The following is a 17,869-nucleotide window of genomic DNA, read 5'->3' on the forward strand; positions in this document are numbered from 1 at the left end:
ATTGACTTTTGTAGAGTTCCATTTGCACTGAGCTCTATCGACGTAACTCGAACGCTGGTTTATTCGGCCGACGGACCGTGCGGGAGAACCCGCACCGACTCAAACAAGTCAGTTAGATACCGCTCCAGAGATTCCGTCGAACCCGGTCCTATCAGCCCGCCTAGCGGCACGTGGGCGAACGCGTACGAGATAGTCGGCCTGAGTGGTTTAGCATTTCTCCGCTCGACCCAGCGCCGTATCAGGGGACCATCGCGAAACTCGTCAAGCCCAGAAATGCGGCAGTACGGGGTGCCCAGCGTATGCCCCGGGAACGTGAACCAACCGAACCTCTCCTCGGCCTCCGGCAATCTCGGCGGTGGCAGAGCGGATGCGCCTTCCACGGCTAGACGGATCGCCGCCCCGGGTAACCGGACGCCGGTGGCCAATTCGAAGGTGTCCATGGTGCCTCCGCTGCCGCACCGTGCCGCAACCTCCAGGAAGACCAACCCATCTGAAGACTCGATCGCCTCAAGGTGGAAGGGGCCGTCGATGATGCCGACCGCCTTAAGACAGGACAGCGACCAGTCAGCCAGGGCGCCTCCTGTCTCTGTCTGTATCGACCCCAGGGGCGCGCCGTACGCATAGCCGAGGCACGTTCCTACGTACCGGCTGGCCTGGATGACGGCCAGGGTGCCACCGGCCATCAGGCCGTCGATATGCAGTACTCGGCCATCGACGAACTCCTCGATCTCCCAGTCCTCGACTTGGCCGGACGAGCCCGCTTCGCTGACGGCCTCTAGGGCGGTGCCGGGCGAAGGGAACGTGACGACACCTGCGCTGGACGCACCTGCAACTGGCTTCACAACAGTGGACCCGGTCCAGGGAAGCGACGACGCACCACAACGGACCGCGCTAGCGAGTGACATGAAGCGTGGCACTCGGACGCCGGCGGCCGCCACTGCCGACTTCATCACCACCTTGTCCCTGGAAGGCAAAACCTCCCTCACGGTCGGACCGGGAACGCCGAGCGATTCACGTATGTGTGCTGCCGGGATCAGGTCGAATTCCGACAGAGCGAGAACGACGTCCGGAGCCGGCCGACCAGCCACGGCGGAGAGCACCTCCTGGGCTGTGTCACCGCTACCGGAACGCTCGATCGCGCGAAGCGGAACACTGTGGGGCACCGTTGTCAGCCGGTCGGCAGTGCCGACGTAGGTTACCTCGTGCTGGAAATGATCGATGTTTGCGGAGTAGCCCGCGAAGGAGTCTGAAAGACTATGCAAGACCAGGATGCGCACGGCACCTCCATTTTTAATAGTAGTGGAGAGCGCCGTCGTCAGACGGGAGCACCCATCAGGACTCCTGGCCATGCGCCGTACGGCCGGGTCACTGGTCCGATTTGATCCGTAGGGTTAAACCGCATCGAGCAGCCCGTCGCGACTCCGCCAGCGCAGAATGGCGAGATCCGAGGATTGGCTATTACGGTTTCGACGTGGCCGGCCTCGTCGATTAGTGCCTGGATCGGACGCCTTACGGGATAAACGACCTCCTGCGCGACTAAATACTCGGAATCCACCGACTGTCGCACGAGGTCCCCCCATTCCTGTGCCGAGGTATTCAGGCCGAAGAACACTTCCTGCGACGAGTAGCCTGCAGCGCCCTTGAGTACGAAGTGCTCCTGCCGGTCTATGAGCAACTGGGGCAGCTCGTATGTCTCGCCCCGCCAGGCGACTCGTCGATCACCCATCGTCCGGCTCCACGGAACGTAGCGCCGCACCAGGTCTCGGTCCTCGGCGGTCATCCAGTCGAAGCCTTCAGATACCATAGCCAGCACCTTTTTTGAATCCACCAGGCGAGCCGTTTGCGACGGTATGCCGACTAGGCCGCTTCGCATTGCTGACGCAAGCCCGGACAGGTCCCAGCCGCAGCTGTTAGCCTCCCGCTCTGAGAACTGCATGATGCCGACCAACTGACGGCCACTTGTCGAGCCCATTTCCTTAGCCAGCTCATTCAGGTCGGCGTACCGTGCCTGGACGCCGTACTCCTGGAGGAGTTTGATCTGGGCGTTGAAGTACCGCGTCGTCTTGGCTGGGTCATCGAGCGAGCCAACCAGCAGCGCAGCTGGTTCGATTCCTATATCTGCGCAGGTTCGTTCCACAAGTGACGCGATTAGCTGGTACAAGCTCTTCGCGGTCAACGGAGCTGCGCCAGCCTCCCGGCGGAGCCTCTGCCAGATGCGGTGTTCCAACTCGTATTCCAATGCGGCCCCGACGCCCGCTCCGACGTTGAACTCGACGAACTTTGGGCCGTCCTCCGCGACGACTACGTCCGCGCGCGACATGTCGATCGCGTGCGCGATCTCGAAATCGTTGTCGTCGGTGAATCGCGGGAAGTCCGCCGGATCGCCCTTCAGTGCCTTGAGCCGGCCACGATAGTCGGGCGCGAGATGCATAACTGCCCTGAGTTGGAGTTCGAGCAGCCGTTCGGTGGCATGCATGAGGTCTCGGTACGACTGCAAAGGGACGACCATCGGTTCGAACGCTCTAGGGAAGCGGGTCCTGGCTATTTCAGCGAGCTCGTTCTCGAATGTTACGGCCAATTTCCGGGGCGTCGGACCCCCGGTCCGCGGCTCATACTCGCCGAACCACGAGACGGACGTGGAACTCATCGATATGCACTCCTCTCTGCGAAAGTAGATCTGCCGGTCAGATCGGTGTGGCGGCCGCTTCCAGAGGACGCCGACCCCGCCTGTTCTTGGTCGTGTCGACGGGTGACTGGCAAGCTTCGGGCCGGTACCGGGCGAGGAACTCGGACACAACCTCGACTTGGGTCACAATGTCGTCAACCTGGCTGGTCGTGGGTTTGGTGCCATGGCCGTCCAACGCGCTGTTCCCGGTCTTGAGGTATACCGGTGAGGCGATCCGGACGAACTCTGGGGCGTCAAACGTTCGCACAAACCCACCCGAGAGGCGAGGGTTGTCGACATGAATGTCGATTGGGATAGAGACGGTAGCGCGGAGCGCGCCGATCATGGGCAACGTCAGGTCGCGCACTGGGTTGAAGCTGTTCGCGCCCAGCATCTCTAGAATTCGTGCGGAGGCAGGGTTGCCGTGACCGCAGTGCGCGGAGGCTTTCAGATGGATGTGAGCGGGAAGTTGGCCCGCCTTGCGCATTTGGTCTACCACCCACACTAGGCCCTCGTCGTATACGACAAAGCCACGTACGCCCAAGTCGATTGCTCGCTTGATATCTTCGATAGCCCGCACAACCTGTTCCTGACCACGCAGGCGATAGCCGGTTCGGGCTCCTTCTGGCGTCTGAACTCCGCCGCCAATATCGTAGGTGGCCCGAGGGCCGACTGACATCAGGATTTCCGCGCCGTATTGTGCGCCGAGATCGACGTACTGGCGGATCTCGTCGGCCGTGTGGCGAAACATGCCGAACGTTTCGGTGATTCGGTTGATGGTGAAACCGCGTCGCTGGCTTTCTGCCAGGATCCGGCCTGCCGCCTCCGCTGAGTTCACCGTGGGAACCTCGATGCGATAGTGGCCGCCGTCAGGGAAGGTCATCGTGGAATCAACCGGCTCGGTGTCGCCAGCGGGTAGGCCGAATCCGCGCAGTTGCAGGCGGGTCGCACTATAAAGCGTAGTCGTCGTACTCACCTCCATGCAGTTGGGGGCTCATTTCTTTGTCCGAGCTGTCTACAATCATCGTTGCCGGCGGGTGGACAAGAATGAGCTTTGGCCAGGGTTTCATGTGCAGCGTGAGCACAGATGTCCTATGTCTCACCCTGCGCCTTGAGCTCTGTGTGGCCTTGCGCAACACAGTAGAGGCGCTTCCCGTTCCGTGGCACGATTCGCATCTCTACCAGGTCGCACGAGCACTTGCTCCAACTTTTGCCTCGGCGAGCGAAGCTGCTGGGTCATTGAAAATTGCCGCTGGATCATCTAACTGGAGCAAACCCGCGCATCGACTCGAACGAACTCGTCTCGGGCAGGGACAGCGAGTACGGATTCAGCGGGTCCGACGTCCTGGAATCGACGTCAACGTCGGTGCCTATTCCAGCCTGCCTCGCAAGTTCCACGAAGACGTTAAGCGTGATGTGATCCTCGATGGCCACCCCAGTCGAGTCGAAGACTGTGGGTCCGTGTCGGGAATCGCCGGCGGACTCCGGCTCCGCGCAGATCTGTGCGAGAGTCAGGTGGACTTGGTTAGCTGAAAGCTGCTGACACTCGCCCTCTCGCAGTGCCTGTTCTGGATGATCGGCGCAAACCGTCGCGCGCAGCAGCAGGCTTCTGGGCAGCTCTACCTTGCCGACGAGGTCTGCGCCGACTGCGTTGACGTGCACATGGTCGGCTAGCCCCACGTCCTCGAATACCGGCCCCGCGCCGGCGCCGACGGAGGTGGCGGTCACGATGACGTCCGCGAACTTCCCGACCTCCTCGGGTGTCGCCTCCTCCACCTTGAGATTGAGGAACGCAACTCGGTCGGTATAACTGAGGAGATGCGCCCGGCACACATCCCATGCGAGCACACGCTCGATCGGCATGACTCGGCTGAGCGCATGCAGCTGGGTGACGGCCTGTGCACCCGTCCCGATAACGCCCACAGTGCCGCTGCCCGGAGCCGAGAGGACCCGCGTGGCGATGGCCGACGCAGCACCAGTCCGCATTGCGGTAAGCAGTGCGCCGTCGCACAGCGCAGTTGGCTGGCCGGTGACGTCATCGAACTGCGCGACCGTTGCGGCAATCGTGGGCAGGCCGAACTGCTGAGGGTTTGCCGGACTATATGACACCGTCTTAATCGTGGTGGATGCGCCGTCAACGCGGTGTGGCATCCACTCAATGATACCGGGGACGGGATGTGACCGGAGAAACCCGTCGCGCGTGGGAGACATAGCCGCCCGACCCGCGTGCACTTCGGCTAATCCCTCAGTGAGGCGCTCGATGATGCGGTCCATCACGCCATCGCTACCAAACGCCGTGAGGATCTGTTCGACATCTGACTGTGCTAGGAGCAGCATGTTCTCTTTTCCTTCACGAGAGAATTGGCAACCTGGATTGTTGGTGAGGTCAGGACCACGCAATTAATTCCCCGCTTATAGTGAAGCCAAGGAAGAAGGAAAACGTCACACGGCGGCCACCTGCAAAATCATCTACTTTATGAAAATTCCGGCAGTCAAAGAAGACGCCATCGCCCGGCATCGCGAGCAGTGTTGCGCTGGACGTTCCCACCAATAGGTCCTCCGCCCAGCCGTAACCGTCCCGCGCTTTGTCATCGCCAGGCACCCAGCGATGCCGCCAGACTGTCAGCGCACCGCCTGAAGCTGCTGCTGTAAGATGGAGGTTGAACGCAAGCTGAACGATGGGCTCGACGTCAAAGTGGCCAGGGAACTCACGGCTGATCTCGTCGTAGTGAATACGCGAACCGCTAGTGAATTCGCGCAATATCCCCACATGCAGGTCGCGACCCCGAATGGACGCTGGACGGACGGGCAGTGAAAGGCAGCGCGACAACCGCTGTAGCAAAAGGTCCGCTGGGTCGACCCCGCCAAACATCGCGGACATCCTGGCCCTCGCCTCGCCAGCCTCGTGCCAGTAATCCCCGCCGACGGCGCCCCGGGTGTAATGGTCGTAGACAGCCGGCCCTACCTTAAGAATCGGTGGGTCGAGCCGGCTCACATCATACGGCTCGAAGGTAGCCGATGTGATGCTGCGGCTCAGGCCGTCAGGCCCGCCATCGCAGAGATTCGGCCAACGGACGATGGCGCTGGTGCCAGCCGCAAGCCTGCGTAGTGCCCCAGGTAGGTTGGCATCAATAGCTGTCTCGGCGGAGAACAGCGGGTCAATGGTCGCACCGGCCACGCTTCACCACTCCAACTCTTCCGGTTGTACCTGCTAGATGCGAAGCCTGCGCCACGCGCGTCCGCGTGCCACAGAGCCTCGACGGGTCGATCTCGCTGACAGAGTCGATTGCGATTGTTGCGACGCATCGTGAACTCGCTGCATTGTTGCCTTGGTCGCAGCAGTTCTACCCGAATCGGGCGCGCGTGATATCGCCGCCAGGAACAGTTTTGCGCAGCGTTGGATACGCCCTACCCTCGCGCGGGCAGCGATGCCCAGCTGCAGAAGGCCGGGCATCCGCTTCGTTGTAGCCGCGTGCGGACTCCTACCCTTGGTCTGATTTTGACAGGGCTTGGGGAATGACTGCAACCCGCACTAAAGGCGCGACTAGCTGCTGATACTCTTCATGACTCCCCCGTATGCGCGACCCCGATTGGCGTTCGTTGGCTTGACTTAGAGCGAAACATGCACGACGGTCCGTGTCAACATTGACTTCGGTGAGTGACGACGGCTTATGCTGCCCCCGATGACGGCTCTTCGAAGTTGAGCGGGGTTCGCGGTTGACGGCGACCCTGGCGTAGAGGGCTCGCAGCCCTTCGGTGATCATCTGAGTGTCTAGATCGGATGGTCACAAGCGGAGAGCTGCGAGCATGGTCAACGATACGACCCGGCTGCTGGGCCTGGACGGCCTGGTGGTGGATCAGGTCAGGTTGGACCCCGACGGTGTCCCGGTGGTCGCTCTGTCTACCGCCGATGACCAGGCACGATGCTGCCCGGACTGCGGCACGCGGGCCCGGCGGGTCAAGGACCGGGTGACGACCCGGCCCCGGGACCTGCCCGTCGCGGGCCGGGCGACGCGGCTACGGTGGCGCAAACGCCGCTGGCACTGCGACCAGGGCGGATGCCGACGCCGGACGTTCACCGAGCAGGTGGCGCAGATCCCAGCCCGGCACCGGGTGACCGCCCGGTTGCGGCAGGCCGCCGGGGCGGCGGTCGCCGACGGCGCCCGCACGATCGTGCAGTCGGCCCGCGATCATGACCTGTCCTGGCCGGTGGTCGCGGCGGCGTTCACCGCCCACGCGGGCGTGGTGCTGCCCGACGAACCGGAACCGGTGGAGGTCCTCGGGATCGACGAGACCCGCCGGGGCCGGCCGAAGTGGGTCTTCGACCAGGCCGGCCGGGCGTGGCAGAGCAGTGTGGACCGGTGGCACGTCGGGATGTGTGACCTGTCCGGCGGTCAGGGACTCCTGGGCCAGGTCGAGGGCCGCACCGCCCAGGTGGTCGTCGACTGGCCCGGCCAACGCGGCCAGGCGTGGCGCGACCAGGTCCGGTACGTCGCGATCGACATGTGCGCGATCTTCAAGTCCGCGGTCCGTGAGGCGTTGCCGCACGCCGTCCTCGTCGTCGATCACTTCCACGTCGTGCGCCTCGCCCACCAGGCGCTCAACGAGGTCCGCCGTCGGGTCACCGTGCAGGTCCGGGGCCGCCGGGGTCGCGCCGGTGACCGCGAATGGGACCCGCGTAACCGGCTGACCCGCTCCGCGAGGCGGATGCGCGCTGACCGCGTCGACACGCTCTGCGACGAGATCGCCGGGCTACCCGCCGGGATCAGCGTGCCGGTCCTCGCCGCGTGGAACGCCAAGGAAGACCTCCTCGACCTGCTGGCCCTGGCCCGCACCCACCCGGACCGGGAACACGTCGCCCGGCTGCTGCACCGCTTCTACCAACGCTGCGCCGACAGCGCTCTACCCGAGCTTGCCCGCCTCGCGACCACGATCGAGATCTGGTGGCCCCAGATCCTCGCGTTCCTGCACACCGGTATCACCAACGCCGGCTCCGAAGGCACCAACCGGGTCATCAAGACCGTCGCCCGCGACGCCTACGGCTTCCGCAACCCGATCAACCAACGCCTACGAACCCGCTGCGCGACCACCCGAAAAAGCCGCGGCCACCTCAACCCCGCTTAACTTCGAAGAGCCCCGATGACGTGCCCGCGCACAGGAAGGTCAAAACCCCTCCTGCGGTCTGGCCGAGGGATATCACCGCGAGGCCAGCCGACGTGCCACGCCGGCATGGCATGGCGTAAGCCGGGGTCGGGACGCCGGGGTGTCGACAGGGCGGGGCGACTAACCTCGCGCCATCACTGACAGTGATACCGTGATCGCAGAGGTGCAACATCGGCCCGTGCCAGCCGGGCGGGCCAGCAGCTCATCCCGCGCTCGACGAGCCGCCTCCTCGGATGGGAACCGCCCCGGCACACCCGCTCCACCCGGCCCAACAGACTTCTCGTCGAGCAGTGGAAATACCAGCTCCCATGACCGCGCTCCGACAGCCTCAAGCACGCCTTGCCCAGCAGACGCCTGGCCGTCGAGTCCAAGCACCCACACCGCTTGATAATCACACCCTGGCTCTTCATCGCCTTGCCTTTTCCGATCTGGTGTACGCACACCTTGACGGAGTCACGACCAAGGACCGTCCCATTCAGGACAGTATAGCAAATACGTGCTGAATTGTATTGTTGTGCCCCGAACACGAAAGAGTGGAGATATGTAGGAATGTCCGCCTTGTAGTGATTCTGCGCGAGAGATGAAGGTTTGGCCCTTCGGAGTCACCCTGCTGGGGAGGCTTCAAACCACCTCGTGCTGCATTAGCTGAAGAATGTTGTGGTAAACGATGAGGAAAAGGCATCCAATCGAGATTGTCAGGTGGGGGTCTGGAAGGTAAGCGGAAGCGAATCGCTGATGACGTGTCGAAAATTAGAAGGTGGCATCGAAACCGGGGTGTCAATGCTATCCCCGGATGAGTCTGGCGGGGACCAGTTACTGGCCAGGCGGTGTCCGGCATATAGGCGACGCGAGCCCGACCTGCGGCTTTCGTGTGGAACGGGAGGAGGCGCGTGAGGAAACTACCCGCCGTGGCGGGTGAGAGAAAGCGTTCCGGACGGCCCGAAGCCGCGAGGAACTGAGTACCGTCGCCGATCGCGCCGGCGGACCGACCCGTAGTAGTGACGATGCTCCTGTAGTGGAGGTGGAGCGAAGGGATCGGGTCGTTCATGACTAGTTTACCCGATCAACCGGCGATTGCTGGGAGGAGTCGCGTGAATGAGCTGAAAGCACCGGGCAAGCCGTTCCTCATTTCGAAGCGGGCTGACTTGGAGGCGTACGAGAAGGTGAAAGCGGACAAGGCCGCGCCGGGTGTGGACGCGGTGTCCCTGGCGGAGTCCGAGAAGGATCTGAAGAACAACCTCTACAAGATCTAGAAATCGAATGTTATCAGGGACATAGTTTCCTCCGCCGGTGCGTGCGGTCGAGATCGCGAAGACCGGGAAAGGCGTGCGAACGCTCGGTGTTCCCACAGTCGGGGACAGGATCGCACAGACGGTGGCGGCACGGAAGCTGAAAGCGAGGGTCGAACCGATCTTCCACGCAGATTCGTACGGCTACCGACCTGGGCGGTCGGCGACCGACGCGGTAGCTGCCTGCCGGAGGCGGTGTTGGCTGAACGACTGGGTGATCGGTTTGGACATCCGGAAGTTCTTCGACACGGTCTCGTGGGAAGTGCTGCTGAAAGCGGTCCCCGCGCACACCGAGAAGCCCTGGGTATTGTTGTATGTGGAGCGCTGGCTGAAGGCCGGCCACGGACAGCCTCCGCTGCAACTACCGGATGGCGTTTTTCAACAGATAGATCGGGGTACTCCACAAGGCGCGTTATGCGCAGCTGCGCATAATCCGCCCTATGAGCAGTGCTGGGTTATGCGCAGGGTCTGTCCGTTGGGCCTGGAGAGACGGACAGGGAGTATCCAGCGCTGCGCATAACGTGGCGACGATTCCGATCAGGGCACGGCGTGGTGCCGGGCCCACGTGATCGGAGGTCGGTTGCGATGGTGATGTTGTCTGCGCTGGTGTCGGATCTGGACGCCGAGCTGAGGCGTCTGGGCTACAAGGAATCGACGTTGGTCTGGTATCGGGGCTGCTGGCGTCGTATGTCGAGGTTCTTCGTTGCTCGTGGCGTCGAGGATTTTTCCCTGGACATGGCGATGTCGTGGGTCGACGAGGCGTGCGACGGGTTCTTCGACAAGGAACGGGCGGGCACGCTCAAACCCACTGATGTCTACTTGTTCAGAGTCGCGCAGATGCTGGGCGAGTACGCGGCCCACGGGGCGGTGCTGCGCCGCTACTCGCGGTCGGTGAACAAGCTGGCCGGGGAGGACGCCGACGCGGTCGTCCGGTTCCAGGACTGGTTGCGGGCCGCTGACCTCGCGGTGTCGACCGTGCGGGTCTACACGACGGTGGCCGCGGAGTTCGTGGCGTTCATGGCCACCCGGGGAGGGCTGGCCCGGTGTGACGCCGGGGTGCTCGGGGCGTTCGTGGCAACACTGGCCGGATACCAGGCCAAGACCATCGAGCAGAAGATGTGCGCGGTGCGGTCGTTCCTGCGGTTCGCCTGCGCCGACGGGCTGGTCGACGCCGCCGTGCTGGACGCGGTCCCAGCGGTGCGCTCCAGCCGGCAGGCCAGGATCCCGTCGGTGTGGGATCCCGCAGAGGTTGCCCGGATCCTGGAGGCTGTCGATCGGGGTAACCCGTGCGGGAAGCGGGACTACGCGATCATTTTGCTGGTCGCCAGGCTCGGACTGCGGGGCGTTGACGTCAAACGGTTGGAGTTCGCCGACTTCGACTGGCCCGGAAACCGGCTCAGTGTGGCGCAGGCCAAGACCGGCGACCGGGTGCAGTTGCCGTTGTTGAAAGAGGTCGGCTGGGCGGTGATCGACTACATCCGCCATGGCCGGCCGGTCTGCGACTGCCCGCAGGTGTTCCTGCGACACCTCGCTCCGATCGGCCCGTTCTCCGACCAGGATCATCTGCATCAGATCCTGGTCAAACACGCCCGGGTGGCGCACGTACCCGATCAGCGAGAAACGCCGCCACGGCATGCACTCGCTGCGACACACCCTGGCCACCCGGTTGATGGAGGACGGCACACCGATCGAGCAGATCGCCGACGTCCTCGGCCACCAGTCGGTGCGATCGACCGGCGTGTATTTGAAGTCGTCGCTGGGTCTGCTGGCCCGCTGCGCGCTGGACCCCGACGCGCCCGGGTCGGAGGCGTCGCGATGAGCGCCGGCATCACGATGGCCGATGCGATCATCGCGCTGGTCGAGCAGAAACGCGCCGTCGGCTACAAGTACGCCGCCGAGGCGCGGGTGCTGGCCCGGTTCGAGACGTTCTGCCGCAGCGAGTTCCCTGGGCTGAACGCGCCCGATCAGGCCTCGGTCGAGGCGTGGCTTGCGGCCGCGCGGCGGCGGAAAGTCACCCCGGCGACCCTGCAGACGCTGGCCGCGCCGGTCCGGGAACTGGCCCGTTGGCTGGGCCGCCGGGGCACGCCGGCCTACGTCTTGCCCAAAGGCGCGCTGCCCAGACCCGCCCGCTACGTCCCGCACATCTACACCGACAAGGAACTGGCGGCCCTGTTCGCCCAGACCGATCGCTGCCGCTACTGCCCCCAGGTTCCGTTACGGCACCTGGTCATGCCGGTCCTGTTCCGCACGATCTACGCCTGCGGGCTACGGGCTTGCGAAGCCCGCCTGCTCCAGGTCGGCGACGTCGACCTCGACGCCGGCGTGCTGCAGATCCGCGACGCGAAGGGCGGCAAAGACCGGCAGGTGCCCGTCAGCGCGTCGTTGCGCGTCATGCTCACCGACTACCACGCTCAGCTCATCGGCCGCTCGGGCAGCATCTGGTTCTTCCCCGGCACGGCCGGAAAACCGCTGACGCTCGGGAACATCGACAAGAACTTCCGCCGATTCCTCTGGCAGGCCCGCATCTCCCACGGTGGTCGAGGCCGCGGCCCCCGCGTGCACGATCTGCGCCATACGTTCGTGGTCAACAACCTGCGTTCGTGGTTCGCCCACGGCGAGGACGTCGGCGCGTTGCTGCCGGTCCTGCAGACCTACCTGGGCCATTCCTCGATCGCCGACACCGCCTACTACCTGCGGCTGACCGCCGAGTCCTATCCCCACATCACCGCCCACGTCCAGCACACCATCGGCGAGATCGTCCCGCCCACCGCCGCCCGGCCGCGCCATGGCGACTGACTTCGCGGTCTTCCTGCGCCGTTTCCTCACCACGCACCTGGCCGGACTACGCGGCTACTCACCCAACACCATCGCGTCCTACCGCGACACGTTCAAGCTCCTGATCGTCTATCTCCGCGACGACCAAGCCGTCCCACCACAGAAACTCACCCTCGACCACATCGACGCCGCCGCGATCACCGGGTTCCTCAACTGGCTCGAAGCCGGCCGCCGCAACAGCGTGTCGACCCGCAACCAGCGGCTGGCCGCGATCAACTCGTTCTGCACCTGGATGCAAACCGAGGACCCCACCCGGATGGCCCGCTACCAGGACATCCTCGCCATCCCCGCCAAGAAACAGCCCCGCCCCTGCGTCAACCACCTGACCGTCGAGCAGACCCGCCTCCTGCTCGCCCAACCCGACCGGTCCACCCGTCGCGGACGCCGCGACGCGACCTTGCTCGCCACCCTCTACGACACCGCCGCCCGCGTCCAGGAACTCGCCGACCTCACCGTCCGCGACCTCCGCCTCGAACACCCCGCCATGGCGGCCCTGACCGGCAAAGGCGACAAGACACGCCACGTCCCCCTCATGGTCAACACGACCGCGATCCTGGCCGACTACCTGGCCGAACATCGCCTGGACAAGCCCGGCCACGACGACCACCCGATGTTCTTCAACCAACACCGGACCAAACTCAGCCGCGGCGGCATCGCCTGGATCATCCGCAAATACCTGGCCGGCACAAACACCCCGCGGCTCGCTGCCGCCAACGTCAGCCCGCACACCCTGCGCCACAGCAAAGCCATGCACCTCTACGAGGCAGGCGTCCCGCTGCCCTACATCCGCGACATCCTCGGACACGTCGACCTGTCCACCACCGAGATCTACACCCGAGCCTCAACCGAGGCCAAACGAAAAGCCCTCGAAGCCGCCTACACCGACGTCATCGCCACCGACGACCTACCCGAATGGAACCAAGACCCCGGACTACTCGACTGGCTCACCACCCTCTGACCCGACACACCCGCTTATGCGCAGCGCACAACCCCCGGAACCGTCCCCACCAGGCCCAACGGACAGACCCTGCGCATAACCCAGCACTGCTCATAGGGGTCCGCGATTTCCCCCGGTCCTGGCTAATCTGTTTCTCCATTACGCGTTCGACGCGTGGATGGCCAAGGTGTTCCCGGCTGTCCGGTTGGAGCGATACGTGGATGACGTGGTCGTGCATTGCGTCAGCAAACGGCAGGCACGGTACGTGCTGGCCGAGATCACGAAACGGATGACCGAGGTCGGGCTTGCCTTACACCCGGAGAAAACCCGGATCGTCTACTGTCAGGACGACAATCGGCGTGGCTCGACGAACACACCGATTTCGTCTTCCTCGGCTACGGCTTTCGGAGACGCTCCACAAAAACAAGGGAAGGAGCGATGTCCATGTCGTTCCTCCCGGCGATCAGTAAGCAGGCTCTGAAGAAAATCAGTTCACAGATGCGGTCATGGCGGCTGCACCACCGCGCCAGCCTTACCGAAGCGGACCTCGCACAGTGGATCAACCCCATCGTGCGAGGTTGGATGAACTACTACGGGGCGTTCTACCGATCAGCCTGTATCCCCTCCTGGAACGCATCAACGCCTACCTTCTGCGGTGGGTCCGTCGGAAGTACAAACGACTGCGGGGCAGCCGAAAGGCCAAGACAGCATGGAACAAAGCAGTCCGGAAACGACCGCGCGCCTTCGCCCACCGGGCCTGGGTCACGCACGCCCCCACAGTCTGGTGACCGGAGCGACAAGAGCTGTATAACGGGCGACCGCTACGTACGGTTCGGTGAGGGCCCGGGGGGTGGGGCAGCCGTTTCGAGTTCGATTGATCAAGTGGGTTACTGTCCGGATTGCCTCGTCGGACGGCTTGGATCCAGTAAGTCCGAGTGCTGGGAGCACACCGAACGTCCTCGGCAACCATCTGAGACCGTGGTGCCGGAAGAACTTGCGTGCGATACAGGTGGTGTACTCCTCGGCGTTTTGCCGCTTCGCCAAGGCAGAGTGTGGTCTGCAGCGCCCTACTGGGCGGCTGCACCCGAGGTCGCAGCCGCCCAAATTTGTCGGCGATGTTCAGCCGGTGGGCGATGAGGAGCTGGTGCCCATCTTCCGAATGCTGCCAATAACGATCGGTGCCGCGAGCAGCAGTACGACAATGCGGATTGCCCCCGCGCCAAGGAATGGGGCGCGGAGCCCGAAGTGCTGGGCAATGAGCCCGCCGAGCAGGCTGCCGACGGGCATGAGTCCCCAGCCGATCATTCGATAGACACTGTTGACTCGGCCGAGGAGTCGGTCGGGCACCATCTGCTGTCGGAGGCTCACCGTGACAATGCTGGTTACTGTGACGACGAGTCCGCACGCGCCGAGCAAGATGGTGAGAGCCCCACCATTCGGCGCCAAACCCATGGCAATATAGATCACAGCGTTGGCCGCATACGACAGCAGAAGGGCGGGGAGCGGGCCGAGCCATCGGGCGATTCGCGAGTTAACGAAGCCTCCGATGATGCTTCCTACGCCTACGCCTACGAGCATCAGCCCATAGTCTCTGTAAGATAGGTGAAGAGTCTGTGTAGCAAACAACACTAGTGTCGCGAAGCCCATTTGATGGCAGAACGTGTTCATGCCGAGCATGAAGGCAAGGGTCCGGAGAAGCCGGTGCCGCTTGAGCCACAGGAGCCCTTCGGTCATTTCGGCCCGCATTGAGGACTCTCTGCGGCTTCCCTTCTCGATCCGTGGCAGCGTGAATAGCAGGAAGGCGGAAAGGGCGAAGGATGCGGCGTCGAGGCCGAACGGCAGCGCGGCCGCGACCACGAACAGCAGGCTGCCGAGCGGTGGCCCAAGCATGCTCTGTCCCAGCGTCTGCACGACGTACTGATTCGCATTTGCGCGCTGCAGGAGCGGGGCCGGGACGAGCTGCGGTAGCACGGACTGGGCGGCGTTGGTGATCACCACTTGCGCGCTTCCTAGCAGGAAGCTAGCGGCCAGCAGAAGGGGAATGCTGGTGTGGCCTGTCGCTGCGGCCAGCGCTACGCCCGCCACGACGACACCTTGGAAGGCCTGGCAGCGCCACATAAGTGTCGCCCGATCATAGCGGTCGACGATCACACCGACCGGCAATGACAGCAACAGCCATGGTAGGTAGGTAGCAGTGGCGATTGCAGATATGTCGCGAGGATCCGTTGTGACACTAACGGCGAGGAGAGGCAATGCGGCGACGAAGGCTCCGTCGCCTACGCTGTTGATGGTGTTAGCCCACCAGAGACGCCAATAATGGCCGCCGAGCCGGCTCTTACCCTCTGTGGCGCGGTCGGCGTCACCGGCTTGTCTGAGCACCGGAGCGCCGGTCACTTTCCGGCCATCCAAGCAGCCCTCTTCCGGTAAGGAGTTGCTAGGCTGCGGAGATGTGTGTAGGCGCTATGCTTCGAACAATTAGCTGCCGGCATTAACGTTCACCTTTCATCTCGGATTCAGCCGCTGCGGAAAGCGCGAAAACAGGTCGATACCTGTCGACCAAAGGGCATCGGATGCCCGCACTTTTGAGCGGCGGCGACCGTCGATTCGAACATACTATCGAACGCCGGTTTCGTCCAGCCCCTCCAGCTTTGGGTCGGGATTCGTTCGTTGCTCTGGCATCGAGCTGGCCTTGTCCCCTTCCAGCAGCTGAGGTGAGGAGATGGGTCGATGCGTGGGAGGGTGTGTTTGGGGCGCGCCGAACAGGTTGTCAAGGGTCACGACGAAGTGGCTCTGGTGATCGCGGGCAGTCGATTAATCGGAGAGTAGGACGCGTCGGCGGAGCAGGTCGGGGTTGGCCCGGCCGTACATCTGCCTTTTGAGCATTTTGATGCGGTTCACAGAGCCTTCGACGGCACCGGAGTTCCAGCCCATGGTCAAGCCGGCTCTGACCGCGTCCCAGTCTGGGCGCAGGCCTTTGGCGAACGATCGGATCTCCGCGATGGTGCTGTGTTCGGCCTGTTCGACCCAGGCCGTGAGGTGGTCGCCGCCCCGGGTCCGGACCAGGTCGGTGAACCCGCGGGCCAGGTCTCGGATGGCCGCCAGATCCGGGCAGAGACCACACAGCCGAGCAAGTTCCTCCCGGTGTTCATCGGTGAGCTTGTCGATCGGGCGCATGATCCAGCCGGTGATGTCACGGGTGGGCGGCGCTGGTGGTACCGGCAGGCGCCGGCGTGTCACGGCCCCGGACGCTGATCAACCAACGGCGGAGCGTCCGCTCCGCCGTTGGTTGCCGCGACCGCGGATCTCGGTCAGCAGCTGGTTGGTGCCGGTCACTCCCTCAGTGATGCGTTGTCGCAGGTAGGGCTTGAAGGTGTCGAGGATGTTGTCCCGGACGGTGCCGTTCGGGCCAAGGAGGTCCTCGGGGGTGGCGGCATCGGCGTAACGGCGCACGGTCTTCGGGTCCAAACCGAGCCGCCGGGCGATCGTGTAGGCGCCGACGCCCTGGTCACGCAGGGCGTGGACGTCGGCGTGCCGGGTCCGGGTGCGCTGCACCCGTAGCCCTTGCGGCAACCGGATGACCTCAGGGATCGCCGCGTCCATCGGCCGGCTCACCGGCGTCGGTTCTGCCGCTGGCCGTTGTTCGGTCGACGGCATCAGGCAGCGGCGGTGATGGCCGACCGCCCTTCTCACCGCGTCAGACAGGTTGTGGAGCAAGGCACTGGTGGGCCGCTGGCGAGGTGCCCGCAGGGGTTGCGGGTCCTTTTCCGGCGGCCCCCAGTCCGAACGACGCATGCGACTTTCACCGCACGTCGCTCTCCGGTGACTACTACGTGAGTTGCGGGGTCGGTTGCCCCGCGTGGATCGCATCGTGGCATGAGGGGCAGACCACGAGGGTCTTGCGCCGCCGTCGTGCCATCTGCTGAGCCCACGCGGGTTGTGGCTGTCCCGGCCGGTGCAGGTCCGCCAGGCGGCGGACGTGGTGCACCGAGATGCCGTCGGTGTCGCGGCAGATCTCACATCGGTTCGCCAGCAGCCGGGTGACCAGCTCCTTGTGGCGGCTGATGCCCGGGACCGGGAGACGGTCGCCGAGGACCGCGTCCCGCTGCCGCCGGAGTCGATGGTGGTCTTGTACTTGCGGGCCATCTTCGACACCGACGAGCGGTGCTTGTTGGCCAGGGTCTTCAGCAGCGAGGTCTCCATGACCCAGTGCAGCCGGTAGAGCCGAGCGACGTTACCGGCCAGCAGGTAGTACTGGACGATGCCCCGGTATTCGGCTGCGTACGTGTTGACGATGGTGTGGTCGTCGTCGTTGATCAGCCGGGCCCGGCGCTCGGGTTTGCCGCGCGCCAGGTAGGGGGCACTCTTGGCCTTGATCACCGCCGGTGGGACACGCAGGCCGACGACACCGTTGGCGCTGCGACGGCCCCGGGTGACCTTGCGGTCGTTGTGGTGCACGGTGATTTCGTAGCCGAGGAATCTCGCCGCCTGAGTGCGGGCGTGCGTGATCAGGGTCTTCTCCTGCGACAGTTCCAGCTTGAGATCGTCACGCAGGAACGCCGCGAGGCGGGCCTTGATCTGTTCGGCTTCGGCCTTGGGTCCGGCGAACCCGAGCAGGGTGTCGTCGGCGTACCGGGCGCAATGCAACCGGCGGAAGCCCGGATCGCGGGGATCTCCGCTGGGCATCCCGCGCAGTTGTTGACGCAGCTTACGCGCCGTGGCGCGGTCACCACGCCGGTGTGCCCGGTCTCGCGCGGCGCGCACCCTGGCATAGGCGGTGTCCTGCTTGCGGATCCGCCCTCGGGTGTACTCCGGAATCAGAACGGTTTCCACGAACTCGTCCAACCGGTGCAGGTAGATATTGGAGAGCACGGGCGAGACGACTCCGCCCTATGAGCAGTGCTGGGTTATGCGCAGGGTCTGTCCGTTGGGCCTGGAGAGACGGACAGGGAGTATCCAGCGCTGCGCATAACGTGGCGACGA

At 64.1% G+C, this 17,869-nt stretch carries 15 protein-coding genes; 7 read left to right on the forward strand and 8 right to left on the reverse strand.

The annotated features are described in order from the left end of the window. Positions 1–59 precede the first annotated feature (59 nt). The 5 genes from ACN27F_RS10445 to ACN27F_RS10465 all read right to left on the reverse strand — a co-directional run bounded on the left by ACN27F_RS10445 (position 60) and on the right by ACN27F_RS10465 (position 5,843). Positions 60–1,277 carry an ATP-grasp domain-containing protein gene (locus ACN27F_RS10445; protein WP_421432979.1) on the reverse strand — a complete coding sequence of 406 codons (1,218 nt, stop codon included), beginning with the start codon at positions 1,275–1,277 and terminating at the stop codon, positions 60–62. 38 nt (positions 1,278–1,315) lie between these two features. Beyond that, positions 1,316–2,476, reverse strand: a complete 1,161-nt coding sequence (locus ACN27F_RS10450) for a hypothetical protein (RefSeq protein ID WP_421432982.1) — start codon at positions 2,474–2,476, stop codon at positions 1,316–1,318. Between the two features lie 208 nt (positions 2,477–2,684). Beyond that, entirely contained in the window at positions 2,685–3,647 is a 963-nt protein-coding gene (locus ACN27F_RS10455) for a hypothetical protein (RefSeq protein ID WP_421432984.1), read from the reverse strand. A 275-nt stretch (positions 3,648–3,922) separates the two neighbouring features. Beyond that, positions 3,923–5,002 (reverse strand): ornithine cyclodeaminase family protein, encoded by a 1,080-nt coding sequence (locus tag ACN27F_RS10460; protein ID WP_421432985.1) that lies wholly within the window; start codon positions 5,000–5,002, stop codon positions 3,923–3,925. Positions 5,003–5,051: 49 nt separating this feature from the next. Further along, positions 5,052–5,843 carry a hypothetical protein gene (locus tag ACN27F_RS10465; RefSeq protein WP_421432987.1) on the reverse strand — a complete coding sequence of 264 codons (792 nt, stop codon included), beginning with the start codon at positions 5,841–5,843 and terminating at the stop codon, positions 5,052–5,054. Positions 5,844–6,472: 629 nt separating this feature from the next. Here ACN27F_RS10465 and ACN27F_RS10470 point away from each other — a divergent pair. From ACN27F_RS10470 to ACN27F_RS10500, 7 genes are all read left to right on the forward strand, one after another. Continuing rightward, the gene (locus ACN27F_RS10470) at positions 6,473–7,789 is read left to right on the forward strand and encodes an ISL3 family transposase (protein WP_421432990.1); all 1,317 of its coding nucleotides are present in this window, start codon (positions 6,473–6,475) and stop codon (positions 7,787–7,789) included. A 1,130-nt stretch (positions 7,790–8,919) separates the two neighbouring features. After that, positions 8,920–9,081, forward strand: coding sequence for a hypothetical protein (locus ACN27F_RS10475; RefSeq protein WP_421432993.1), 162 nt, complete (start codon positions 8,920–8,922; stop codon positions 9,079–9,081). Positions 9,082–9,118: 37 nt separating this feature from the next. Beyond that, a complete protein-coding gene (locus ACN27F_RS10480; protein ID WP_421432995.1) occupies positions 9,119–9,637 on the forward strand; it encodes a reverse transcriptase domain-containing protein in 519 nt (172 codons plus the stop codon). Between the two features lie 65 nt (positions 9,638–9,702). Then, the gene (locus tag ACN27F_RS10485; protein WP_421432997.1) at positions 9,703–11,913 is read left to right on the forward strand and encodes a tyrosine-type recombinase/integrase; all 2,211 of its coding nucleotides are present in this window, start codon (positions 9,703–9,705) and stop codon (positions 11,911–11,913) included. Then, complete coding sequence (locus ACN27F_RS10490) at positions 11,903–12,910, forward strand: tyrosine-type recombinase/integrase (protein WP_421433000.1); 1,008 nt, start codon at positions 11,903–11,905, stop codon at positions 12,908–12,910. Before ACN27F_RS10485 ends, ACN27F_RS10490 begins: the two co-directional genes overlap by 11 nt. A 118-nt stretch (positions 12,911–13,028) precedes the next feature. After that, positions 13,029–13,370, forward strand: a complete 342-nt coding sequence (locus tag ACN27F_RS10495) for a reverse transcriptase domain-containing protein (protein WP_421440090.1) — start codon at positions 13,029–13,031, stop codon at positions 13,368–13,370. Further along, positions 13,334–14,026, forward strand: a complete 693-nt coding sequence (locus ACN27F_RS10500; RefSeq protein WP_421433002.1) for a group II intron maturase-specific domain-containing protein — start codon at positions 13,334–13,336, stop codon at positions 14,024–14,026. The genes ACN27F_RS10495 and ACN27F_RS10500 overlap by 37 nt, the downstream gene beginning before the upstream one ends. Here the strand turns inward: ACN27F_RS10500 and ACN27F_RS10505 are convergent. The 3 genes from ACN27F_RS10505 to ACN27F_RS10515 form a co-directional block, all read right to left on the reverse strand. Beyond that, the gene (locus tag ACN27F_RS10505) at positions 14,009–15,283 is read right to left on the reverse strand and encodes an MFS transporter (RefSeq protein ID WP_421433004.1); all 1,275 of its coding nucleotides are present in this window, start codon (positions 15,281–15,283) and stop codon (positions 14,009–14,011) included. The genes ACN27F_RS10500 and ACN27F_RS10505 overlap by 18 nt on opposite strands. 417 nt (positions 15,284–15,700) lie before the next feature. Then, positions 15,701–16,063 carry an ISL3 family transposase gene (locus ACN27F_RS10510; RefSeq protein WP_421440091.1) on the reverse strand — a complete coding sequence of 121 codons (363 nt, stop codon included), beginning with the start codon at positions 16,061–16,063 and terminating at the stop codon, positions 15,701–15,703. A gap of 78 nt (positions 16,064–16,141) precedes the next feature. Beyond that, the gene (locus tag ACN27F_RS10515; protein WP_421433005.1) at positions 16,142–17,758 is read right to left on the reverse strand and encodes a group II intron reverse transcriptase/maturase; all 1,617 of its coding nucleotides are present in this window, start codon (positions 17,756–17,758) and stop codon (positions 16,142–16,144) included. Positions 17,759–17,869 lie beyond the last annotated feature (111 nt).

Origin of the sequence: Solwaraspora sp. WMMB335 (assembly GCF_049179075.1) — a bacterium.
Taxonomy (GTDB): domain Bacteria; phylum Actinomycetota; class Actinomycetes; order Mycobacteriales; family Micromonosporaceae; genus Micromonospora_E.